The organism is Streptomyces sp. NPDC059816, assembly GCF_042732055.1.
Classification (GTDB): domain Bacteria; phylum Actinomycetota; class Actinomycetes; order Streptomycetales; family Streptomycetaceae; genus Streptomyces.
In genome coordinates this window covers 1-22,477 of the sequence record NZ_JBHWIQ010000038.1, presented here as the reverse complement: position 1 = coordinate 22,477, position 22,477 = coordinate 1, and the positions used below count along the sequence as shown (strand labels likewise).

Sequence of the window (22,477 nt, the reverse complement as noted above, 5' to 3'; positions counted from 1 at the left end):
GCCCGGGACCCGGCTGGAGAACCGTGCTCGCCGCCGTCCTGGCCGGTGCCGCCCTGCCCCTGTGGGGGGCCGGGCGGGCCTGCCCCCCGCCCCCCCCGGGGGGGGGCCCCGCGGGGCCCCCCGCCCCCGCCGGGCCCGCCCCCCCCACCCACCCCGGCCCCCGCCCCCCCGCGGGCACCGGGCCCCGCGGCACGTCCGGGGCCGTGGAGCCGGCACCGACCGGGTGCGGTCCGCACGAGGGGCCACCGCCCGGGCACCACGGCCGGTTGTGCCCACCCCCGGACCGGTTGTTTGATCAGAGGACCCCCACCCCGCTTGGAGACCGACGGTCAGTGAGGACGTGCGAACCGTCGGAGGCGCCCGGGTGAGCGGAAGAAGACGGACGTTGGGGCGCGGGTTCGGACGACTGTGGGCCGCGTACGCCGTCAGCACGTACGGCACCTCCCTCGGGTTCGGCGCTTTTCCGCTGCTGGCGGTCCTCGTACTGGAATCCGGGCCGGCCCAGGTGGCGGCGCTGGCTGCCACCGGACGGGCCGTGGGCGCCGTGCTCGCGGTGCCGCTCGGCCCGTGGGTGGAGTTCCGCCGCAAACGACCGGTCATGGTGGCGATGGACCTCATCCGGTTCGCGGCCCTGCTCAGCGTCCCCACCGCCTTCGTCTGCGGGGTGCTGAGCTTCGCCCAACTCCTCGTCGTGTCCGTGGTCGTCGCCGCGGCCGGCATCGCCTTCAGGGCGGCCAGCGGCGCGTACCTCAGGTCGCTGGTGCCGGTGGCGGACCTGCTCGACGCGAACAGCCGGTTCGAGTCCACGACCTGGACCGCGACCATGGTCGGACCACCGCTCGGCGGGGCCGCGATCGCCATGTTCGGTCCGGTGACGACCGTGCTCGCCGACGCGCTCAGCCATCTGCTCTCGGCCCTGGGCATCCGCTCCATCGGCGGGACGGAGCCGCGCCCCCTAAGGACCGGCGCACCACGACCGCGCGCACGCGATCTGCTCGAAGGGTGGCGCCACATCCTCACCCATCCCGCGCTGCGCCCGCTGTTCCTCAACACGATCCTGGTCAACGGTCTGATCATGGCCTCCGAGCCGCTGCTCGCGGTGCTCCTGCTGCGCGACCTCGGGTTCGCACCCTGGCAGTACGGTCTGGTGTTCGCCCTGCCCTGCATCGGCGGCCTCATCGGCTCACGGCTGGCGCACCGGCTCGTGGCGCGCCACGGACAGCACCGGGTGCTCCTCGTCGCGGGAACGCTGCGCGCCTGCTGGCCCCTCGGGCTGGCGTTCGTCCCACCGGGCGCACCCGGGATCGTCCTCGTCATCACCGTCCAACTCGGTCTGGTGACCTGCTGCGGCCTGTTCAACCCCGTACTGGCCACTTACCGGCTCGACCACACCGACCCCGACCGCACCGTCCGCACCCTGATCGCCTGGTCCGTCAGCACCAGTGCCGGCATCGCGGTGCTGACCGCCGGATGGGGCCTGCTGGCCGCCCTCACCAGCCCTCGCACCGCGATCGCGGCCGCCGGAGTGCTCCTGCTGGCCACCCCGCTGCTCCTCCCGCGCCGGGCCGCCCGGCCGGGACACGCACCGGAGTCCGACCCGCGGTTCCTCGCCCCCGAACCCCAGCTCCCGTAGCCTTCCGCACGGTCCGACCGCGGTGCCCCGGACGCCCGGCCGGGCGTTGCCCGGCGCGCCACGGCAGCGAACGCGGTACGGAAGGGGCGCCATGCACACGGGCACCATCGTGGAGGCCGCACCCGGGGTGCACCTGGTGCACGGCAGCGACACCAACTGGGTGGTCATCGCCGAAGGGGACGCGGTGACCCTGGTGGACACCGGCTACCCCGGGGACCGGCCACGGCTGCTCGCTTCGCTCGCCGAGTTGGGCCACCGGCCCCGGGACGTCGTCGCGGTCCTCGTCACCCACGCGCACAACGACCACATCGGTTCGGCCGAGCACCTGAGCCGGACCCACGGCATCCCCGTCCTGCTGCATCCGAGCGAAGTTCCCCACGCACGGCGGGAGTTCCTGCACCAGATCGGCGTGGGCGCCGTACTGGCGAACGCCTGGCGACCCGGTGTCCTGCCGTGGGCCGTACGGGTGCTGCGGTCGGGCGGGACGGAGCACGTCCCCGTGACCGAGCCGCAGGCCTTCCCGGCGGCCGGCGCCCTGGACCTGCCGGGGCGGCCGATGCCCGTCCACACCCCCGGACACACGACGGGCCACTGCGTGTACCACCTGCCTTCGAAGGGCGTGGTGATCTCCGGCGACGCCCTGGTCTGCGGGCACTCCACCTCCCGGATCCGGGGTCCCCAGCTGCTGCCGTCGATGTTCGACCACGAGCGCGCCGGGGCCGTCGCCTCCCTCTCCACCATCGCGGACCTGGCCGGGGACGTGCTGCTGCCCGGCCACGGACCGCTGTACCGGGGGTCGGTCGCCGGGGCCGCCGCCCGCGCGGCGGAGCAGATCGACAGAAGGGCATGATGGGGTGATGGACACGCCGGAGCAGGCCGTGGGCGGGGCGTTCCCCCCACTGGCCGAAGACTGGAACAGGTGCCTGACCGTGGTCGCGCACCCCGACGACATCGAGTACGGCACGGCCGCGGCCGTCGCCCGTTGGACGGCGCAGGGCAAACAGGTCACCTATCTGTTGGCCACCCGGGGCGAGGCCGGGATCGCCACCCTGCACCCTCAGGAGGCGGGGCCGCTGCGCGAACGGGAGGAACGTGCCGGTGCGCGGGAAGTCGGCGTCAGCACCGTGGAGTTCCTCGATCACCGGGACGGCACCGTCGAGTACGGCCTGGACCTGCGCCGGGACATCGTGCGGGCGATCCGCACCCACCGTCCGGACGTGGTGGTGACCGGGGAGTTCGCGATCCGGATGGTGGACGGCTACACCAATCAGGCGGATCACCGGGCGGTCGGACTCGCCGCGCTGGACGCGGCCCGGGACGCCGGCAACCGGTGGATCTTCCCGGAACTCGCCGATGAGGGCCTCACCCCCTGGGACGGGGTCCGCCTGGTGTGCGTCGCGGGCGCCGAACGCCCCACGCACAGCGTCGAGGTGACGGGCGAACCGCTGGAACGGGGCATCGCCTCCCTCTCGGCGCACGCCGCCTACATCGCGGGCCTGGGCGAACACGCCTTCGATCCGCGGGCGTTCCTGAGCGGCATGGCCGAGGCCGCGGGACGGGCCGCGGGGGTGCCGGCGGCGGTCCTGTTCGACGTCCACGAACTGATCCCGCCCCAGGAGTGACGCCGCCCGGCGGTCCCGGCACACCGGTCGAGGGGGCGCGGCCGGTGGTTAGGCCATGAAGGGCAGCCGGGTCCGCAGGACGGGGTGGGCGAAGCCGTGGCCCTGCGCCCACCGGGTGACCTCGGCGACCGTCAGATCGGTGAGCCGCCGCCACTCGTTGCCCTGGGAGCCCGCGAGGTGCGGGGTGATGAGGACGTTGTCGCACTCCCAGAGCGGATGGTCGGACGGCAGCACCTCGGGGTCGGTGACGTCGAGGACCGCACGGAGCCGATCGGTGAGCAGCAGATCGGTGAGGGCGCTCTGGTCGACGACGGCGCCCCGCGCGGTGTTCACGAGCACCGCGTCCTGCCGCATCGAGGTCAGCAGACCCCGGCTGACCAGCCCTTCCGTCTCGGGCAACAGGGGCGTGTGGACGCTCACCACGTCGCTGGCGGTGAAGAGTTCGGCCAATCCGACCGGTCGGGCTCCGAGCGCCCGCACCTCCTCGTCGGTGACGTAGGGGTCGTGCAGCAGGAGTTGGAGGTCGTACGGACGCAGGAGATCGAGCACCCGCCGCCCGATGGTGGAGGCGGACAGGACACCCACCGTGCGCCGGTAGTTGCCGTCGCTGCGGGGGATGCCGAACCCCTCGTCGCGGGTACGGGCGCCGCGGTAGGCGCGGGCGCGTTCGACCACGCGCTTGCCGGAGAGCAGGATCATCGCCACCGTGTACTCGGCGACGGGCAGGGCGTTGGCCGCGGCGGCGGACGAGACCTCGATCCCGCGGTCCCAACAGGCGTCGGTGATGTGGTGGCGCACCGAGCCGGCCGTGTGGACCACCGCCCTCAGCCCCGGTGCGGCTGCCAGCACCCCGGCATCGAGGGGTGGACACCCCCAACCGGTGACGAGGAGTTCGACGTCCGCGAGGGCGGCGCGGGCGTGATCGGTGTCGAAGTCGTCGAGGACCGGCAGGGCCTGGAGGTCGCAGACGGCCGCCAGGGCCGCCAGGGTCTCCGGTTCGAGGAGGGCGGTCGCGGCCTGTTGGGACATGGCGACGGCTGCGCGGGGACGGACGGACGGGGTGGTGGCGCTCAGGCCGGTCGGGGTCACGGCTCGCTTGCCTCTCGCGTCGGACGGGGTCGACGTGCTCCGGCGGACGGCCGGCCCGTACCCGCCCACCGCGGTGCGGGTACGGGCATCCTGGGCGTCCGTTCCGGAATCGGTCAAGACGACGGCCGGGCGGGCCGCCGGGGCGGTCATATGAACGATTGCGCAGGAACGGGGGCGTCGTCCCGTAGGACGGGGCATGTTCGGCGAGGACCGGGGCAGGCGAACCGTTGCAGGGGTGACACCCGCGAGCGCCGACCCCGGTCCTTCGGCGCTCGCCGCGGGCCGGCCGGCCCCGCGTTCCTGGGACGGGGCGCGGGGAGGCCGGTCCGTACGGTTGCATGGGGGCATGACCGACGCGATCAAGAACACCGACGAAGAGGTTCACGGGCGCCCGGACGTACGGCCGAAGGCCACGGCGGGGCCGACCGCACTGCCGGACGAGGTGCTGCGCATGATGGACGCCAACCGGGCCAACTGGGATGCGCGCACTCCGGTTCACGTGGCGAGCGACTTCTACGGACTGGAGGAGGAGCTCGATCCCGCCCGGTGGTTCGCCCCCTTCGAGTGGGACGACCTGGGGCCGCTGGACGGAAGGGACCTGGTCCACCTCCAGTGCCACCTCGGCACCGAGACCCTGGCCTTCGCCGAGCGCGGTGCGCGGGCCGTCGGCCTCGACCTGTCGGGGTCCTCCGTGTCCGCGGCGCGGTCCATCGCTGCCCGGGCCGGCGCCGACGTGACCTATGTGCAGGGCAATGTGTACGACGCCGAACAGGCCCTCCAGGGGCGGCGGTTCGACCTGGTGTACACCGGCAAGGGGGCATTGTGCTACCTGCCCGACCTGGACCGCTGGGCCCGGACGGTGGCTGCACTGCTGCGTCCGGGCGGGCAGCTCTACCTCGTGGAGTTCCATCCCCTGCTCAATGCGCTCGGCCCCAAGCCGGGCGCCGATGACGGGCCGGAACTCCTCCTGCGTCACGACTACCTGGCGGGGCGGGGCGCGATCCACCGGGACGGCCGGTACACCTACACGGACGGTCCGGCCGTGGAAGGGGCGACGGACTGCTTCGAGTGGATGCACGGACTCGGTGAGGTCGTGAACGCGGTCATCGGCGCGGGGCTGCGCATCGAGGTGCTGCGGGAACACGACGAGTTGCCGTGGCCGCGGTGGCCCGGCATGGTCCGCACACCTTCCGGTTGGTGGCGGTTGCCCGATCAGGCACCGCGCGTACCGCACCTGTTCGCGCTGCGGGCGTCCGCGTCCTGACGGGTCCCCGCACCCAGGCCGCTACGCTCACCCCCGTCGTGACGCAACCGGACACCCGCCCCGTACCGACCGGTGCGCCGACGGCCATGGAGGCGGGGAACCGTCGGTGACGGCCGCGCGTCATCGGACGGGAAGCCGCACGGGTAACGGGTGCGGGTGCGGGTGCGGGACGGACCGAACGAGCAGGGAACGGCGAGGGGCACGGAGTGGGCACGATGAGCGGCGACCCTTCGACGGGCGACAGGCGACGGACGAACGGGTCCGGGCCCGGACGGCGGGGCCGGCGGGCGGTGTTCGCCGGGGGCGCGGTGATCGGCCTGCTGGCGGCGCTGCTGACCACCGGCTGGGCCACCGACCGGTGGCCGTTCGACGAGGAGGATCGTTACTGCTGGGGAGCCTGGCGGGAGAACAGCGGCCCCTCGTTCCTCTCCGACGCCCGGGTGGCGGAGGGCGGCACCCGCACCGCCACCGAGCGGGGGCCGACCCCGGGCCGCCCGAGCGGAGTCTGCACGCTCAGCATCAGCTCCGGCGGCGAGGAGGACCTACGGTCCGAGATCACCGTGACGTACGGGCCCGGGCCCGAGGAGGCCGCTCCGAGGTGGGACTGGTTGCTCGCCCACCTCGGAGGTTCCGCGGTGCCCCTCCCGGACGGGCTGCCGGGCGCCGTGACCGGCGGTTCGGGGCTGTTGGTGCTGCCGGAGCGCTGTGACGCCCCGGGCGGTCGCCCGACGACGGTGACGCTGACCGCGGAGTCCAGCCGGAGCACGGGCGACGGCCGCCGGGCCGCGTCCACCGGGTTCGGCGGCACGACGAGCACCGCACGGCTGCTGGTGGCCGCGGCCAACGCGGCCAGGGAACGCGCGGGCTGCGAGGGCCCTGCCCTGCGCACGGACTCCCCCGTGCTCACCTTGCCCGAGGACCCGGAACCGGTCGCCCACTCGCCGCTGTGCCGAATCCCCGGCCTGGAGGTGGACGAGGAGACCGCCGCCCTCCTGGCCGGCTACCAGGTGGGTACGGTCGGCCCCGACCTCCAGTCCTGTTCGGTCGGGTACCGCAGGGGCACGGAGACCCACCTCTCGGCGCTGATGGTGGCCGAACCCCGGCTGGTGGCCCTGTTGGAAGGGACGGTGGGGAACCGGCCCCCGGCGAAGGGGTGGCGCGCCACCGGCTCGTTCACCCCCGACCACCGGGTGCTGCGCACCGAGTGCGCGGGCCGCCCGGTGGCGTTCGTGATGAGCGGGATGAGCGAGGAGCGGGCGGGAGCGTTCGCCGACTCCGTCGCCGCACGGTTGGGGTGTCCCGCCGTGGCGCCCCGCTCGTGACCCGCCCCCGTAGCCGCCGACCGACCGCCCCCGCACACCCTGGGAACCGACGATGACCGCAACGCCCGACGCCCCGCACGCACCCGACGCCCGGGCCCCCCGGTGGCATCCGCGCCGTCTGCTGCGCGGGGCACCGCGCACGGCGCTGATCGCCGCGACCGTGGGCGCCCTGCTCGGTGCCGGGGTGACCGCGTGGCGAACCGAGTCGGGTCCGTTCGCCCGGGCGGCCGGTTGGTGTGGGGGAACGTTCGACGACGCGGACGTGGAGCGGCTGTTCCGGGGTTCCCCGGACGTGACGGGGGCACGACTCCCGCTCTGGGAGAGTCGGCGCAGCCTGTCCGGTCCGACCGGTACCTGTCGTCTCACCACCGACACCTGGCAGGTCACCGTGCGGGTGCACCGGCTGGACACCCGGTACGCCGGGGCGGGCCGTTGGGCGGACGAGTTCCTCGGCGCGCGGCTCAGCCCGCTCGGCGGCGGGCTGCTCGGCATGGCTTCGGACACCCGGGCGTGGCTGGCCCTGCCGGACGGCTGCGTGGGCCGGGCCGACCGGGGCGAAGGGCCGACGGTCGTGGACGTCGTCAACGGTTCGGGGAACCCGGGCGACGAGGTGGACGTCCGGGACCGCGCCGTACTGGCCCGCTCGGTGGTCCGCGCGGTCAACGCCCTCACGCGTCAGGAGGGTTGCCTCGGTACGGTCGCCGATCCCGTCGAGGACCTGCCCGCGCCCCCCGAGCACCGGGACGAGGCGGCCGACGCGTTCTGCGGGATCAAGGGCCTGCGGCTGCCGGGGAAGCGGGCGTACGAGGAGTACCGCCCCCTGATCACCGAGGGCGCGGGCCCGGTCCGCACCTGTGACCGGGGGAACGGCCCGGACCGTCCTGACCTGCGGTTGATGACGGTCTCCGATCCCCGGTTGGCGCAGGTCTTCGACCGGTTGGCCACGGACGCCGGGACGCCCGTCCAGCACGACCGGGGGCGGGGGGTCGTCCGCGCCGATCTGGGGGTGTTCCGGGCCGAGTGCCCCACGGGTCCGGTGGTCTTCCTGGTCGCCGCCGAGGACGGGGACCGCGCCGGCGACGTCCGTGCCCTGCTGCCCGGCTACGTGCGTGCGGAGGCGGCCCGGGTGGGCTGCGGGGAACTCCGGATCACGCTGCCCGACGCATCCGTCTGACGGGCCGCGGGGACGGTGCCCCCGGGGGCCCGCCCCGTCCGGCGCTTCGGCCGGGGGCTGACGCGGGGCGGGTGATGCACACCGGGAGGAAGTTCCCCGTGAGCGGCCTACACATAAAGAAAAAATGAGAGCACTATGGACATATCGACACATGCGGCATGCGAAGCCGCACCCGTTCGATCGCACCGGCGGAACGAAGGAGTCGAGTCCCATGGCCGACGTCTCTCATCAGAGGACGGACATCACCTCCCACCCTGATGCATCCGAAATGCGGGCCCGGTACGAACGCGTACTCGGTGGCCGCGACGTGGCGCTCGTGGACGGACCGGTGTTCCTCGTCGGTCTCTACTGCGCCATCTCCCCGTGGACGGTCCACTTCGCGGCCGGCCAGCCCACCCTGGCGACCCACAACCTGATCGTGGGCATCGCGATCGCGGCACTGGCCCTCGGGTTCACCGCGATGCCGGCCAGGATGTACGGCCTCAGTTGGGCCATGTGCGCCATGGGCGCCTGGCTGGTCATCGCGCCCTGGGTGGTCGGCAGCAGCCCCGACACCGGCGTCATCCTGAACAACGTCATCGTGGGCGCGCTGACGTTCGTGCTCGGGCTGGTGTGCGTGGGCGCGGCGATGCGGACCGGCCGTCAGCAGAAGTGACGGCCGTCCAGTCCGCCCCGCAGCACCGCGCACCCGCCACCGACCGGTCCCGCCGCAGGTGTGGACCGGCCGGTGAGCACTGCGCGGGTCCGCACCTGCGGCGCGGCCGGGGCCGGTTCGCGCGGGCGCGGGGCCCTGGGCTACCGTCCGGCAGGACGCCGGGACACCGCCCGTCGGCCCCGGGCCCGCGCCCGGCGGCGGCCCTCGGGTCCGGCCCCGGCCCGACGAAGGGACGTACACGCGCATGAACGTCGGTGACCCGGTGGAGGACTTCACGCTCCCGGACGAGACGGGAACCTCCCGCACGCTCTCGCACCTGCTGCTGGACGGCCCGGTGGTGCTGTTCTTCTACCCCGCCGCGATGACGTCGGGGTGCACGGCCGAGGCGTGTCACTTCCGCGACCTGGCGGCCGAGTTCCGGGCGGCGGGCGCCCAGCCGGTCGGGATCAGCGGGGACGCCGTCGAACGGCAGAAGGAGTTCGCGGACCGGCACTCGTTCGGCTACCCGCTGCTCGCCGACCCGGACGGGGCGGTGCGGGAGCGGTTCGGGGTGAAGCGCGGATTCTCGCTCGCGCCGACCAAGCGGGTCACCTTCGTGATCGGCACCGACCGCACGGTCCTGGAGGTGGTGCGCAGCGAGCTGCGGATGAACGTGCACGCCGACCGGGCGCTCGCCGCGGTACGGCAGTGGGGCGCCTGACGCTCAGGGGTCGATGAGGCCGGCCCGGATCGCGTACCGGGTCAGCTCCAGGCGGTCCTTGAGGCCGAGTTTCTGGAGCAGGTTGGCCCGGTGGCGCTCGACCGTCTTCACGCTGATGACCAGCAGGTCCGCGATCTCCTTGGAGGTGTGCCCCTCGGCCACCAGCTTGAGGATCTCCTCCTCGCGCTCGGTGATCGTGCGGGCGGGCAGCCGTTCGCCCGCTCTGACCCGCTCCAGGTAGCCGCGCACCAGTGCGGGGACCGCCCCCGGGTGCACGAAGGGCTCGTCGCGCATGGCCGCCCGGCACGCCTCGACCAGGTCCCGGTCGGCCACCGACTTGAGGACGTAGCCGCTCGCGCCGACCTTCAACGCCTCGAAGAAGTACTGCTCGTTGTCGTACATCGTCAGGAAGAGGATGCGCAGGTGGGGCAGGCGCCTGGTGAGTTCCCTGGCCGCCTGGAGGCCCGTCATCCGGGGCATGCCGATGTCCAGGATGGCCAGGTCGACCGGGACCGCCCGGGCCCGGGCCACCGCTTCGGCGCCGTCTCCGGCCTCGGCGACCACGGTCAGGTCGGGCTCGCCGTCGAGGATGAGCCGCACTCCCCTGCGGACGAGGGCGTGGTCGTCGGCGAGGAGGATGCGGGTGGGGGCGCTCCGGGCCCCCGTGGCGGGTCGCCCGGCCGGGGCTGCCGGACGGGTGGACCCCGCGGGTTGCCCGGGCCGGCGGCCCGGCGGTCCGGGGGTGCGGCCGGGGGTGCGGCCGGCGGTGGGCGGTTCGGGGGCGGTCATCGGTCGGATTCCTCCAGCGGTTCGCGGACGCAGAGCAGCACTTCGGTACCCGGTGCCCCGGGCCGGGGGCCCACGGTCAGTTCCGCGCCGATCAACAGGGCGCGTTCCCGCATCCCCCGGATGCCGGCCCCTTCGGGAGCGTCGGCGATGCCGCGACCGTCGTCGACGACGCGCAGTTCGGTGCGGCCCGGCAGCCGGCGCAGCTCCAGGGTGACGTGCGCGGCGCGGGCGTGCCGGGCGGCGTTGGTCAGGGCTTCCTGTGCGACGCGGTACAGCACGAGTTCCGTGTCGTGGTCGAGACAGGGCGCGGTGTCGGCGGCTCCGGTGAAGCGGGGTCGGACGCTGACGTCGTGGTCCGGGAACTCGGCGACGAGGGCGCGCAGTGCGCTGGTGAGACCGAGTTCGTCGAGCACTCCGGGGCGGAGCCTGCGGGCGATCCGCCGGATCTCGTCCAGGCTGCCCCGGGTGGCTTCCTGGGCGAGGGAGACCTCTTCCCGCAGCTCGCCGGGTGCCCGGTCGGCGACCCGCTTCAGCTGGAGGAGGACGGCGGTGAGGGTCTGGCCCACCTCGTCGTGCAGTTCCTGGGCGACGCGCTGCCGCTCGTCCTCCTGCGCGGAGAGCACCAGGGCCGTGCTGCTGGCCCGGTCGTGTTCGAGCCGGTCCAGCATGGTGTGGTAGGTGCCGATCAGCTCGGCCATCTCGGCGGGGCCGGTGACCGGGGGGCGCCCACCGGGGCGCAGCAGGTCGGCGGTGGCCATGGCCCGGTTGAGGCGGCCGAGCGGGGCGAGGCCGATGCGCAGGATGACGGCGCTGACGACCAGCATCAGTGCGAGGCCCGCCACGACGGCGAACGCTTCGCCCGGCAGCACCGGCGTGGAGACCGTCACCGGGCCCAGCAGCAGGACGGCGGCCACGACCAGCATGGCGGCGTTCAGCAGGAAGATCCGCCAGAACAGCGACACGCTCCCCGTACCTTTCTCGTACGTGCGCGTGGCGGTCCACCCGCCACGGCCCCCGGACCCGCGGCGCGGACCTCTCCCCCGCCAGTCTCGCCCACCGGTCGGGATACCGTCCATCCGTGGTGACACCCATGTCCGCGGTGCCGTGCTGATGGCAGCATGGGGCGGCTCGGCGGGCCCCTCCCGAGCCGACCGGTGGCGCGGACGGCATCGCGTTCGACGGGCCGGTGGGCGGGCACGGGCGGGCCGCATGATCGAATTTGAGCCACACGCATCAACAGAGAAACGACAACGAGGGGGGACAGGCTGTGCCTGCTCCACGGATGCGGACGACGCCCCTACCGGGGATCGGCGTCCAGTACGACCTGACGACACGGGAGCATCGGCACCTGTCGGTGGTGGCCCACCGGGACGGCACCCGCACGGTGAACGTCTACCGGTCGGACGACCCCGACGCCTGCGCGCACTCGCTGCACCTGTCCGGTGCCGAGACGGCCTCCCTGATCGACGCGCTGACCCCGGAGCACCACAGCTCCAGTCTGCTGCACACCACCGACCTGGGCCTGGTGGCCGAGCGGATCGAGCTCGCCGCGGTGTCGGCGTGGAACGGCAAGGTGCTGGGCGACACCCGGATCCGCACCGACACCGGCGCTTCGGTCGTCGCCGTGCTGCGGCGGTCCGGAGCGATACCCTCCCCGACGCCCGACTTCCGGCTCGCGGGCGGCGACACCCTGATCGTGATCGGCACCCGTGAGGGTGTCGAGGCGGCGGCGACGATTCTCGGGCAGGAGTGAGCGCGTGCATTCTGCGGTCCTGCTGATCGAGTTCGGTGCGATCATCCTCGCCCTGGGGCTGCTCGGACGCATAGCGGGCAGACTCCGCTTCTCGCCGATACCCCTCTACCTGCTGGCGGGGCTCGCCTTCGGGCAGGGCGGGCTGCTGCCGCTCGGGGCGAGCGAGGAGTTCATCGCGACCGGGGCCGAGATCGGGGTGATCCTGCTCCTGTTGATGCTCGGCCTGGAGTACACGGCGAGCGATCTGGTGTCGAACCTGAAGACGCAGTACCCGGCGGGTGCCGTGGACTTCGCGCTGAACGCCCTGCCCGGGGCCGCCGCCGCGCTGCTGCTGGGCTGGGGTCCGGTGGCCGCCGTGGTGCTGGGCGGCGTGACGTGGATCTCCTCGTCCGGAGTGATCGCCAAGGTACTGGGCGACCTGGGCCGGGTCGGCAACCGGGAGACTCCGGTGATCCTCAGCGTGCTGGTCCTGGAGGACCTGGCGATGGCGGTCTACCTGCCGATCGTGACGGCCCTGGTGGCCGGGGTCTCCCTCGCGGCGGGCAGCGTGACGCTGGCGATCGCGCTGGGGGTCGCCGGTCTGGTGCTGTTCGTCGCGGTGCGCTACGGACGGGTGATCTCACGGTTCGTCTCCAGCGACGACCCGGAGAAGCTGCTGTTGGTGGTGCTCGGTCTGACGATCCTGGTCGCGGGCATCGCGCAGGAGCTCCAGGTCTCGGCGGCGGTCGGCGCGTTCCTGGTGGGCATCGCCCTGTCCGGTGAGGTCGCCGAGGGCGCCCACACCCTGCTGAGTCCGCTGCGGGACCTGTTCGCCGCGGTGTTCTTCGTCTTCTTCGGGCTGCACACGGACCCGGCGAGCATTCCGCCGGTGCTGGTGCCGGCGCTCGCCCTGGCCGTGGTCACGGCCGGCACGAAGATCGCGACCGGCTACTGGGCGGCGAAACGCGCCGGAGTCGGGGTGAAGGGCCGTTGGCGGGCGGGCGGCACGCTCGTGGCGCGCGGCGAGTTCTCCATCGTCATCGCGGGTCTCGCGGTGGCGGCCGGCGTCGAACCGTCGCTCGGCCCGCTGGCCACCGCGTACGTCCTCATCCTGGTGGTGATCGGTCCGGTGACCGCCCGCTTCACCGAGCCGGTCGCGGCACGTGTCACCGCGTACCTGCGGGCGCGGCGCGGGGCGGAGCCGCTGGTGGCGGGGGGTGCCGGTGAGGCGTGCGACGCTCCGGGCGACGCACCCGAGCAGCCGGTGACCTCGTCGAAGGCACCGGACTCCGCAACCGGGGTGGAACGGTCCTCGGCCGTCGAATGAGCGCTGGGGGTGTCCGTTCTCGTGCGGACGGGCACCCCCACGGACCGTGTGCGGCCCCTGGGACCGCTCCCGCGGTCACCGCGGCGGGGCTATGCGGCGGTAGGCCGTGCGTGCATGGACCACCCGGCCGACCAGGGTGCCGGTGAGCGCGGCGCCCGCCAGCAGGGACATGCGCTGGAGGTCCACGGAGGGGCTCCAGGTCAGCACCCCGGCGGGCGGGATCCCGAAGGCGTTGAAGAACAGCCAGCACAGGCAGGCGATGCCGGGGACGGCCCCGAGCCGGGCCCGGGTGCCGAGCGCTGCGGCGAGCACGGACAGGGCCGCGAGGTGCACCAGCGGCTCGCCGGGCCCGGCGAGCTGGTTGAGTCCGCCGACCAACAGGCCCGAGCCGAGGACGGCGCCCGTCCACACCCGCGGTGTCGCCAGCGGTTCGGGGACCGCTCTCGCTCCGGCACTCAGCAAACGCCACTGCACGTGTCCGCCCTCCTCGCCGTCCCCACTGCCCCTACCCCCCTGACGTACGACGCATCCGGGCGTCCGACCGGCCGGTCAGCCCGCGAGCCCGACGTGCACCGCCGTTCCCGTCCCGCGGTGCCGGGCCAGTAGCTTACGGTCCATGGTTCTTCAGATCAGCGCCACCAATCCCGAACACCCGGCCCTCCTCCTCGACCTGCCCTGGGACGTGCCCCTCGAACACTGGCCCGAGGAACATCTGGTGGCGTTGCCACGCGGCATCTCCCGGCACGTGGTCCGTTACGCGCGCGCGGGCGACGAGGTGGTCGCGGTCAAGGAGCTGGCCGCCAGGCCGGCGCTGCGCGAGTACGAACTGCTCCGCGTCCTGGACCGGCTGGGCATACCCGGGGTCGATCCGTTGGCCGTGGTCACCGGACGGACGGACGCCTCGGGAGAACCCCTGGAGCCGGTGTTGATCACCCGCCATCTGAAGGGTTCGCTGCCGTACCGGTCGATGTTCGAGACGACGATGCGGCCCTCCACCATGAACCGTCTGATGGACGCGCTGGCCGTGCTGCTGGTGCGACTGCACCTGGCCGGCTTCGCGTGGGGCGACTGCTCCCTGTCGAACACCCTGTTCCGACGGGACGCGGGCGCGTTCGCGGCGTACCTGGTGGACGCCGAGACCGGGGAGCTGCACGAGCGCCTCAGCAACGGTCAGCGCAGCTACGACGTCGATCTGGCCCGGGTGAACATCGCCGGTGAGCTGATGGACCTGGAGGCGGCCGGGGCGCTGCACCCCTCGGTGGACCCGGTGGAGTTCGGCACGACGATCTGCGGACGGTACGAGGAGCTGTGGACCGAGCTGACCCGACGGTCGGTGTACCCGGTCGGCAAGCGGCACTACATCGACCGGCGGATACGTCGGCTCAACGACCTCGGGTTCGACGTCGCCGAGATGCAGATCAGCCAGGGTGACGTGGGCGACACCGTCAGCTTCGTGCCGAAGGTGGTCGACGCGGGTCACCACCAGCGCCAACTGCTGCGACTGACCGGCCTCGACACCGAGGAGAACCAGGCCCGGCGGCTGCTCAGTGACCTGGAGAGCTGGATGGCGACCCAGGACGACTACGCGCCCGGGGACCCCTTGGGGGCGCGCCCCGAGGTACTGGCCCACCGCTGGGTGCGTGAGGTGTTCCGGCCCACCGTCCGGTCCGTTCCGCTGGAGATCCGGGGCCAGTTGGACCCGGCGCAGATCTTCCACGAGCTGCTGGAGCACCGCTGGAGCATGTCGGAGCGCGCCCAGCACGATGTGGGGCTCGACGCGGCGGCGAGGGACTACGTCGACAACTGGCGCCCTCCGGTGATGGAAAGCGCTCCGGAGGCGGAGTGAACGGGTACCGCCGCGGCGGGCGGCCCACCGTTCAGGAGGCCGCGCGCACCATCCTCAACTGGCCGATCTCGGCGACGTTCTTCATGAGTTCCGCGTTCACCCATGCCAGCAGGTGCGCGACGGTGTAGGTGGGGTCGTCGGGCACCGGGTAGGACGCCGGGACGTCGAGGTCGGCGTCGCCGAGCCCGTCAAGCAGGGTCGTCCACTGCCCGTGCAGCCCCCGCAACCACACGACGGCAGCCTCGCCGTCGCCGGGCCAGGTGACCTCGGTACGGTCCCGGGGCGTGCGCCCGTGCACGTGGTCGAGGGCGGTGGACCACCACCAGCCGATGTGCCAACTCAGCCAACCGATGGTGGGCACGGGGACGGGATCGGGCTCGACGTCCGCCCAGTCGGACACCCAGGAGCCGTCCTCGCCGGGCCGGACGTTCCAGCTCAGAGGGGCGGGCTCGGCGAGGAAGTCGCCCGGTTCCAGCCGCTCCAAGTGGTACTCGAAGAGGGACCAGGTCAGGTCGAACTGCCAACGCAGCACAGCGATTCGGTTCACGGTCACCGGCTGACCCAAGTACAGACCGGGGGTCGGTGAAACGGGTTTTCCGGGTGACCGGTCGATGCGCGGCCGGCCGGGTGTCCCCTACCAGCCGTCACGGGCGGCGCGTTCGTCCTCCGGGTCGACCAGGTGGACGGCGGCCTCCTCGGCGGAGGCCGCCGCACCGTCGATGCCGACGTCCTGGGCGACCAGGTCACCGACGGTGTTCTCGTGGGCGCCCTCGTCGGGGGCGACCAGCCGGCCGGCGCGGGCCGCCCCGACCTCCCCGTCCCGCGGTTCGCCGTCGGTGTCGACGGCGTCGCCGATGCCGTCCCCCTCGGGTTCCCGCACGTCCGGCAGCTCCTCGGCCAACCGCTCGTCCAGGGTCTCGCCACGCAGCTGATCGGCGAAGGTCAGGTCCTCCCGGTCGACGGCGCGCGGGCGGTCGGGCGGGGAGTAGCCCCGGTCCAGCGGATCGTCGACACCGTCGGCGACCAGGGTGTCCGCCGCGTCGAGCAGCCCCTCGTCGTCCTGCACCTCGGACCCGTCGGGCTGATAGACGTCATCGCCGCGGGCGTTGTCGCGGTCCATGTCTTCCATCGTCCACCCGCGTCCCCGTTCCGCACCCCGGGCCGCGCCACGGCCCCCGGTCACGCCCTGGACGACGACACGAAAGTTCACCTCGTCTTCACCTATTGACTAGGGACATCCCTGTACCTACATTCCTCATGTCCATAGTTGTCCACGTACAAAGTGCGGTGCATCGATGAAGATCGCTGTTGTCGGCAGCTACGGCGCCGGTCTCACCATGAGGGTCCCGAGGTCACCGGTCGCGGGCGAGACCCTGTCCGGCGGAACCTTCGACTCCGGCCCCGGCGGCAAGGGCAGCAACCAGGCCATCGGCGCCGCCCGGCTGGGCGCCGACGTCGCCCTGCTGACCGCCCTCGGGGACGACGACTTCGGCCGCGCCGCCCGGGCGCTGTGGCGGGCGGAGGGGGTGCGCGCCGACCACGTGGTGACCACCACGGCGCCGACCATGGTCGGTTTCATCCTGGTCGAGCCCTCGGGCGAGAACCGCATCGTCATCGCACCGGGCGCCCTCGACGAACTCGGCGCGGACGCCGTCGAGGCGTTCCGCGAGGAGATCGCCGCCGCCGACGTCCTGGTGGTGTCGATGGAGATCCCCGAGGAGGCCGTGGCCGCCGCCCTGCGCACCGCCCGCGCGACGGGCACCCGGACCCTGCTCAACCCCGCGCCCGCCCGACCGCTGGGCGACGACCTGTGGCCGCTCATCGACGTGATCACCCCGAACCAGACCGAGGCCCCCGTCCTCCTCGGCCTCGACCCCGGGCACGGACTGACCGACGAGGACCTGGTGCGCGCCCTGCGGGAACGCACCGGCGCGGTCGCCGTGCTCACCCGGGGCGGCGCGGGCGCCCTGATCGCCCGGGAGGACACCGTCACGGCGACCCCGCCCTCCCCGGTCGGCTCCGTCGTCGACACCACCGGAGCCGGGGACGCGTTCACCGCCGCGCTCGCCGTCCGACTCGCCGCGGGCGACACCCCCGAGCGGGCCGTGCGGTACGCCGCCGCCGCGGGCGCCCACGCCGTCACCGTGGCCGGGGTCGTCCCCGCCCTGCCCACCCGAGACCAGCTAGCCGCCCGGATTGGAACCGCCCCGTGACCTCAACGACCTCGACCCCCGCCCCGGCGCGGGAGTTCGCGCTCCCGCTGCGCAGACTGCTGCACGCCCGCGAGGCGGGCGTGTTCGCCGCACTGGTCCTGCTCTTCCTGCTCGGCACCGTCCTCACCCCCGGGTTCGCGCAGTCCGACAACCTGCTGTCGGTCGGTCAGCAGATCGCCCAGATCGGCATCATGGCCGTCGGCGTGACGTTCGTGATCATCAACGGCGAGATCGACCTCTCGGTCGGCTCGACGTACGCACTGTCGGCGATCTCGACCGGCATGCTGATCTCGGACGGCTGGGCCTGGCCGCTCGCCATGGGAGCCGGGCTCGCCGTGGGTGCGCTGGCGGGCCTCCTCAACGGACTCGCCGTGGTGGTGCTCGGCGTGCCCTCGTTCATCGTCACGCTGGGAACGCTCAGCGTCTTCCGCGGGATCGCCCTGTTGATCTCGGACGGCGCCCCGATCTCACTCAGTTCCTCGCAGTCGGGCGTCGCCGAGTTCAACCTGCTCGGTCAGGGCGAGCTGTTCGGCGTGATCCCGATGCAACTGGTGTTCTTCGCCGCCGTCGCCGCGATCGGCGTGGTGCTGCTGGCCCGCTCCCGCTTCGGCTTCAACTCCTACGCGGTCGGCGGGAACCGCGAAGCCGCCCGGCTGGTCGGCGTCAATGTCAACCGGGTCAAGCTGACCGCGTTCGTCCTCTCCGGCTTCACCGCCGGGCTCGCCGGAGTGCTGGGGCTGTCGTTCCTCTCCTACGTCCAGGGCGTCACCGGACAGGGGCTCGAACTCACCGTGATCTCCGCGGTCATCATCGGCGGCGCGGCCCTGTTCGGCGGCTCCGGCACCATGTGGGGCACCGTCATCGGCGTCGCCTTCATCGGACTGCTCCAGAACATCCTGAACATCAGGGGGATCTCCTCCTTCTGGCAGACCGTCGTCACCGGTCTGGTGATCGTCGCGGCCGTCGCCGCCGACACCTGGCAGCGCAGACGCAAGTCGCGCGCCTGAGACCCCCGTTCCCCCTGCTCGACACCGGACCGTCCTGACCGCCCCCACGGAGGACACCGCCGCGCCCGTCGCACACCGTCCCACCCGCGCGCCGCGCCCGGCACCACTGACCACTCCCCCGCACGACAAGGAAGTCCTGCCATGTCCCGTCGCACCACTGCGTTCAGAGGTCTCCTCGCGCTCGCCACCGCCACCGCCGCCCTCTCCGTCTCGGCGTGCGGCGCCGTCCAGCCCGCCGACGGCGGCGGCACCGACGACGGCTCGTTCGCGCTCGCCCCGTACATCCAGGAGCGCGTCGACGACGGCAAGCCGATGCGCGTCAAGCTGAGCTACCACGACCCCTCCCTCGCCTTCGCGACACCGATCACCGCGGGCATGAAGAAGGCCGCCGCCGAGTTCGGCGCCGAGACCGCCCTCATCGGCCCCACCGGCGGGGACGCGGCCCAACAGGTCTCCGAGATCCAGACCCTGATCCAGCAGAAGGCCCTCGACGGGCTCGCCGTCTCCTCCGCCTCCAGCGACGCCCTCAAGCCGGTGATCTCCCAGGCGTACCGGGCGGGCGTCCCCGTGATCTCGTTCAACACCGACAACCCCGACTCCCAGCAGATGGGCTTCGTCGGACAGGACCTCAAGGGCTCCGGAAAGGCGCAGGCCGAACGGCTGGTCAAGGACCTGGGCGGGAAGGGCTCGGCGAAGGGCGGCACGGTGGTCGTCTTCTCCGTGGACACGGGGGCGGGCTGGTCGCACGACCGGTTCGGCGGCTTCGAGGACGGCCTCGCGGGCAGCGGTCTGAAGGTCGTCGGCCCGGTCAACGTCGGCAACGAACCCAGCGCCGCGTACAACACCGTCGAGTCGACGATGTCCGGGCAGCAGGACGTGGTCGCCGTCGCCGGGCTCGACTGCTGCTCCACCACGGCCGCCGCCAAGTGGGTGGCGGGCTCCGGCGACCGGGACGACATCGTGGTGGGCGGGTTCGACCTGCTGCCGCAGACCGCGGAGTACCTCACCAAGGGCGTCGTCGACTTCACCATCAGCCAGAACCCGACCGAACAGGGCTACCAGGCCGTGAAGGTGCTCAACGACTTCCTCACCGAGGGCACCGAGGTGAAGGGCGTGAACACCGGCGCGCAGTTCGTCACGCGGGACAACCTCGCCTCCGCCACGGTGGAGAAGTGATGGCCGCCGCCCAGGGCTTGCCCGCGGCCCCCTTCGCCGTCAGCGTGCGCGGACTGTCCCGCAGCTTCGGCCCGGTGCGGGCTCTGTCCGATGTGTCGTTCGACGTGCGACCCGGCGAGACCACCGCACTGCTCGGCGAGAACGGTGCCGGCAAGTCGACGCTCCTCAAGATCCTCGCCGGGCTGCAACCGCCCAGCGACGGCACCGTCACCGTCTTCGGCGAGCGGGTCACCACGTACTCCCCCAGCGCCCTGCTCGACCGGTACGGCGTGGCGATCGTCCCGCAGGAACTCTCCTTGCTGCCCGACCGCAGCGTGGCCGAGAACGTGCTGAGCGGAGTGGAACCCGGCAACCGCTGGTTCCCCTCCCGGCGGCGCATGGTCGAGCGCACCCGGGAGCTGCTGGCCGAACTCGATCTCGCCCTCGACCCCTGCGCACCCGTGCGGACGCTGGACCTCGCCACCCAACAACTGGTCGTGGTCGCCCGGTCCATCGCCCGGGGCTGCCGCGTGCTGATCCTGGACGAGCCGACGGCGATGCTCACCCCCGCCGAGGCCGAGCGGCTGTTCGCCCTGATGGACCGGCTCAAGGCGGCGGGGACGACGCTGCTGTACGTGTCCCACCGGATGCCGGAGGTCTTCCGACTCGCCGACCGGATCGAGGTCCTGCGCGACGGCAGCCACGTCGCCTCCTGGCGCGGCACCGACACCACGCCGGACCAGGCGGTGGCCGCGATGGTCGGCCGTGAACTCGGCGGCTTCGACCGGCGCGCCACCCAGCGCATCGACCCCGCGACGGCGCCCGCCCTGCGGGTGCGGGAGCTGAGCGGCCGACGGCACCGGGACGTCTCGTTCGACCTGCGGCCCGGGGAGATCCTCGGGATCGCGGGCCTGCCCGACTCCGGCCGGGTGGAACTGCTGCACAACGTCTTCGGCGGTGACCGGGGCACCGGGGGCACCGTCGAACTGCTCGGCCGGCCCTACGCACGGCGCGACCCGATCGCCAGCGTCGAGCGCCGGTTGGCCTTCGTGCCGGGCGAACGACGGGCCCAGGGCCTGCTGAGCACGATGAGCGTGGGCGAGAACGTCGGCGTACTGACCGCGAAGGCGTTCAGCCGCTTCGGGTTGATCCGCCGGGGGGCCTTCGACCGGCGCGCCGCCGAGCAGGCCGAACGGCTCCGGGTGAAGACCGCGACCCTGGAGCAGCCCATCACCAGCCTGTCGGGCGGCAACCAGCAGAAGGCCGTCCTCGGTCGTTGGCTGGCGATCGACCCGGGCGTACTGATCCTCGACGAGCCGACCCGGGGCGTGGACGTCGGCGCCAAGGCCGAGATCTACGAGCAGTTGTTCGCCCTCGCCGACCGGGGGCTCGCCATCCTCTGTTCCTCCTCCGACCTGCCCGAACTGCTCACCCTCACCGACCGGATCGCGGTGATGAGCGAGGGCCGCCTCGTCGAGGTGGTCGACGCCGCGTCGGCCACGGAGGAGTCCCTCATGACCCTGGCGACGGGCGCCGCGGTCGCGCCGGCCCGCTGACGCACCCCCGTCGCGCCCACCCACCCGAAAGGAACCCTCCGATGAAGCGCACCGGCATCCTCCACGCCGAACTGAGCGGGGCGCTCGCCACGCTCGGCCACACCGACCTGTTGTTGGTCGTCGACGCCGGGTTCCCCGTCCCGCGCGACGCCCACCGGATCGATCTGGCGCTCGCCGAGAACGTCCCCGACCTGCGTACCGTCCTCGCTCTGATCGCCGACGAACTGGTGGTGGAGGGCGTGGTCCGGGCCGAGAACGTCCCCAGCCACCATCCGCGGCTCGACTCCTGGCTGCACGAGCGCTTCACCGGCGCCGAGTTCACCACCCGCCCGCACGCCGAGGTACTGGGCCGGTTGGCCCACGAGGCGAAGGTCGTCGTCCGGACCGGGGCCTTCGAGCCCTGGGGCAACATCGGCCTGTACTGCGGTGTCGACGCGCCCCGGTGGTTCGGCGGGGAGGGCGTCGTGGTGCCCGAGGAGTACGCGTCCCGGATCTGACCCTCCCGCCCCCGGGCGGGCGCGATCCGCCCGCCCCGGACCCCGGCGGACCCCCGCCACCGACCCCTCACTGTTGTCCGTCCACCGCGACAAGGAGACACCCCGTGTCCGACACCCTCACCAGCCCCGCAGAACTGAACCTCACCCCGGCGGAGTTGGCGCCCTACATCCAACACACCAAGATCGAGTCGAGCGCCACCCGGGACGACATGGTCGCCCACGCCCGGGAAGCGGCCCGGTACGGCTTCAACGCGGCGATGGTCCCCGCCTCCTGGGTGTCCGTCGTCGCCGCCGAGCTGCGCGGCACCGGAATCGGCATCGCGTCGGCCCTCGACTTCCCGACGGTCGGCGTCATGACCAGCGCGGGCAAGGCGGCCGAGGCCGCCGAGATCGCCCGGCTCGGCGCGACCCAGCTCGACATGGGCGTACAGATCGGCTGGCTCAAGAGCGGGATGTACGACGAGTTCCGTGAGGACATCGCGGGCGTCGTCCGCGCCTCGGGACTGCCCGTCAAGGTCATGCTCGAACTGCCGCTGCTCACCGAACAGGAGCGGGAGACCGCCGTCGAACTGGCCATGGAAGCCGGCGTATCATACCTGAAGAACGCCAGCAGCGGTCAGCTCGAAACCGCGAACCCGACGAGTGTTCGCTACCTTGTCGACCGGGCCCGCGACGGCGTCCAGGTGAAGGCGTCCGGTTCCATCAAGCACGCGCAGCAAGCACGGGAGCTGTTGCACGCCGGTGCGGTGCTCCTCGGCACCAGCGCCGGGGTGGAGATCGTCACCGACACCGCCGACGAGTCGACCACCAGCTACTGACCCCGCTGCCGTGGGCCGGGCGGCCGGCGGCCCCCCGGGCCCGCCGGGCGGATAAAAAAAAAAACCAACCCACCCACA

General features: G+C 72.9%; 23 protein-coding genes. 17 read left to right on the top strand and 6 right to left on the bottom strand.

What is annotated here, in order from left to right; translation table 11 throughout:
• Positions 1 to 364: 364 nt before the first annotated feature.
• From ACFV88_RS33160 to ACFV88_RS33150, 3 genes are all read left to right on the top strand, one after another.
• Positions 365 to 1,633, top strand: a complete 1,269-nt coding sequence (locus tag ACFV88_RS33160; RefSeq protein WP_385495839.1) for an MFS transporter — start codon at positions 365 to 367, stop codon at positions 1,631 to 1,633.
• A 91-nt stretch (positions 1,634 to 1,724) separates the two neighbouring features.
• Positions 1,725 to 2,483, top strand: coding sequence for an MBL fold metallo-hydrolase (locus tag ACFV88_RS33155; RefSeq protein WP_385495838.1), 759 nt, complete (start codon positions 1,725 to 1,727; stop codon positions 2,481 to 2,483).
• 7 nt (positions 2,484 to 2,490) lie between these two features.
• Positions 2,491 to 3,255 carry a PIG-L deacetylase family protein gene (locus ACFV88_RS33150; RefSeq protein WP_385495837.1) on the top strand — a complete coding sequence of 255 codons (765 nt, stop codon included), beginning with the start codon at positions 2,491 to 2,493 and terminating at the stop codon, positions 3,253 to 3,255.
• Positions 3,256 to 3,303: 48 nt separating this feature from the next.
• Here ACFV88_RS33150 and ACFV88_RS33145 read toward each other — a convergent pair whose 3' ends face one another.
• Entirely contained in the window at positions 3,304 to 4,284 is a 981-nt protein-coding gene (locus ACFV88_RS33145; RefSeq protein WP_385495867.1) for a hydroxyacid dehydrogenase, read from the bottom strand.
• A 511-nt stretch (positions 4,285 to 4,795) separates the two neighbouring features.
• Here ACFV88_RS33145 and ACFV88_RS33140 point away from each other — a divergent pair.
• From ACFV88_RS33140 to ACFV88_RS33120, 5 genes are all read left to right on the top strand, one after another.
• Positions 4,796 to 5,608 (top strand): class I SAM-dependent methyltransferase, encoded by an 813-nt coding sequence (locus ACFV88_RS33140; RefSeq protein WP_385495866.1) that lies wholly within the window; start codon positions 4,796 to 4,798, stop codon positions 5,606 to 5,608.
• Positions 5,609 to 5,823: 215 nt separating this feature from the next.
• On the top strand, positions 5,824 to 6,930 hold the full coding sequence (locus tag ACFV88_RS33135; protein WP_385495836.1) for a hypothetical protein: 1,107 nt from the start codon (positions 5,824 to 5,826) through the stop codon (positions 6,928 to 6,930).
• 52 nt (positions 6,931 to 6,982) lie between these two features.
• On the top strand, positions 6,983 to 8,104 hold the full coding sequence (locus ACFV88_RS33130; protein WP_385495835.1) for a hypothetical protein: 1,122 nt from the start codon (positions 6,983 to 6,985) through the stop codon (positions 8,102 to 8,104).
• 211 nt (positions 8,105 to 8,315) lie between these two features.
• Positions 8,316 to 8,759, top strand: coding sequence for an SPW repeat protein (locus tag ACFV88_RS33125; protein ID WP_385495834.1), 444 nt, complete (start codon positions 8,316 to 8,318; stop codon positions 8,757 to 8,759).
• 244 nt (positions 8,760 to 9,003) lie between these two features.
• Positions 9,004 to 9,459 carry a peroxiredoxin gene (locus ACFV88_RS33120; protein WP_385495833.1) on the top strand — a complete coding sequence of 152 codons (456 nt, stop codon included), beginning with the start codon at positions 9,004 to 9,006 and terminating at the stop codon, positions 9,457 to 9,459.
• A gap of 3 nt (positions 9,460 to 9,462) precedes the next feature.
• Here the strand turns inward: ACFV88_RS33120 and ACFV88_RS33115 are convergent, their stop codons facing one another.
• The gene (locus tag ACFV88_RS33115; protein WP_385495832.1) at positions 9,463 to 10,248 is read right to left on the bottom strand and encodes a response regulator; all 786 of its coding nucleotides are present in this window, start codon (positions 10,246 to 10,248) and stop codon (positions 9,463 to 9,465) included.
• The gene (locus ACFV88_RS33110; RefSeq protein ID WP_385495831.1) at positions 10,245 to 11,210 is read right to left on the bottom strand and encodes a HAMP domain-containing sensor histidine kinase; all 966 of its coding nucleotides are present in this window, start codon (positions 11,208 to 11,210) and stop codon (positions 10,245 to 10,247) included. The genes ACFV88_RS33115 and ACFV88_RS33110 overlap by 4 nt, the downstream gene beginning before the upstream one ends.
• Before the next feature lie 305 nt (positions 11,211 to 11,515).
• On the opposite strand from ACFV88_RS33110, the gene ACFV88_RS33105 reads away from it, so the two are divergent.
• Complete coding sequence (locus tag ACFV88_RS33105; protein WP_385495830.1) at positions 11,516 to 12,001, top strand: cation:proton antiporter regulatory subunit; 486 nt, start codon at positions 11,516 to 11,518, stop codon at positions 11,999 to 12,001.
• Positions 12,002 to 12,005: 4 nt separating this feature from the next.
• Positions 12,006 to 13,307, top strand: a complete 1,302-nt coding sequence (locus tag ACFV88_RS33100) for a cation:proton antiporter (protein ID WP_385495829.1) — start codon at positions 12,006 to 12,008, stop codon at positions 13,305 to 13,307.
• A gap of 75 nt (positions 13,308 to 13,382) precedes the next feature.
• On the opposite strand, the gene ACFV88_RS33095 is transcribed toward ACFV88_RS33100, so the two are convergent.
• Positions 13,383 to 13,781 carry a hypothetical protein gene (locus ACFV88_RS33095; RefSeq protein ID WP_385495828.1) on the bottom strand — a complete coding sequence of 133 codons (399 nt, stop codon included), beginning with the start codon at positions 13,779 to 13,781 and terminating at the stop codon, positions 13,383 to 13,385.
• Between the two features lie 142 nt (positions 13,782 to 13,923).
• On the opposite strand from ACFV88_RS33095, the gene ACFV88_RS33090 reads away from it, so the two are divergent.
• The gene (locus ACFV88_RS33090; protein WP_385495827.1) at positions 13,924 to 15,153 is read left to right on the top strand and encodes a DUF4032 domain-containing protein; all 1,230 of its coding nucleotides are present in this window, start codon (positions 13,924 to 13,926) and stop codon (positions 15,151 to 15,153) included.
• Between the two features lie 31 nt (positions 15,154 to 15,184).
• Here the strand turns inward: ACFV88_RS33090 and ACFV88_RS33085 are convergent, their stop codons facing one another.
• Together ACFV88_RS33085 and ACFV88_RS33080 are read right to left on the bottom strand one after the other, a co-directional pair.
• Positions 15,185 to 15,700, bottom strand: coding sequence for a DinB family protein (locus tag ACFV88_RS33085; protein WP_385495826.1), 516 nt, complete (start codon positions 15,698 to 15,700; stop codon positions 15,185 to 15,187).
• An 87-nt stretch (positions 15,701 to 15,787) separates the two neighbouring features.
• Entirely contained in the window at positions 15,788 to 16,273 is a 486-nt protein-coding gene (locus ACFV88_RS33080; RefSeq protein WP_385495825.1) for a DUF5709 domain-containing protein, read from the bottom strand.
• A 175-nt stretch (positions 16,274 to 16,448) separates the two neighbouring features.
• Here ACFV88_RS33080 and ACFV88_RS33075 point away from each other — a divergent pair, with 175 nt between their 5' ends.
• The 6 genes from ACFV88_RS33075 (at position 16,449) to deoC (ending at position 22,399) form a co-directional block, all read left to right on the top strand.
• On the top strand, positions 16,449 to 17,366 hold the full coding sequence (locus ACFV88_RS33075; protein WP_385495824.1) for a ribokinase: 918 nt from the start codon (positions 16,449 to 16,451) through the stop codon (positions 17,364 to 17,366).
• Positions 17,363 to 18,373: an ABC transporter permease gene (locus ACFV88_RS33070; RefSeq protein ID WP_385495822.1), complete on the top strand. Its 1,011-nt coding sequence runs from the start codon at positions 17,363 to 17,365 to the stop codon at positions 18,371 to 18,373. Before ACFV88_RS33075 ends, ACFV88_RS33070 begins: the two co-directional genes overlap by 4 nt.
• A gap of 141 nt (positions 18,374 to 18,514) precedes the next feature.
• Entirely contained in the window at positions 18,515 to 19,549 is a 1,035-nt protein-coding gene (locus ACFV88_RS33065) for a sugar ABC transporter substrate-binding protein (RefSeq protein ID WP_385495821.1), read from the top strand.
• The gene (locus ACFV88_RS33060; RefSeq protein WP_385495820.1) at positions 19,549 to 21,084 is read left to right on the top strand and encodes a sugar ABC transporter ATP-binding protein; all 1,536 of its coding nucleotides are present in this window, start codon (positions 19,549 to 19,551) and stop codon (positions 21,082 to 21,084) included. Before ACFV88_RS33065 ends, ACFV88_RS33060 begins: the two co-directional genes overlap by 1 nt.
• Before the next feature lie 41 nt (positions 21,085 to 21,125).
• Positions 21,126 to 21,581, top strand: a complete 456-nt coding sequence (rbsD, locus tag ACFV88_RS33055; protein ID WP_385495819.1) for a D-ribose pyranase — start codon at positions 21,126 to 21,128, stop codon at positions 21,579 to 21,581.
• A gap of 104 nt (positions 21,582 to 21,685) precedes the next feature.
• Complete coding sequence (gene deoC / locus ACFV88_RS33050) at positions 21,686 to 22,399, top strand: deoxyribose-phosphate aldolase (protein ID WP_385495817.1); 714 nt, start codon at positions 21,686 to 21,688, stop codon at positions 22,397 to 22,399.
• Positions 22,400 to 22,477: the final 78 nt, after the last annotated feature.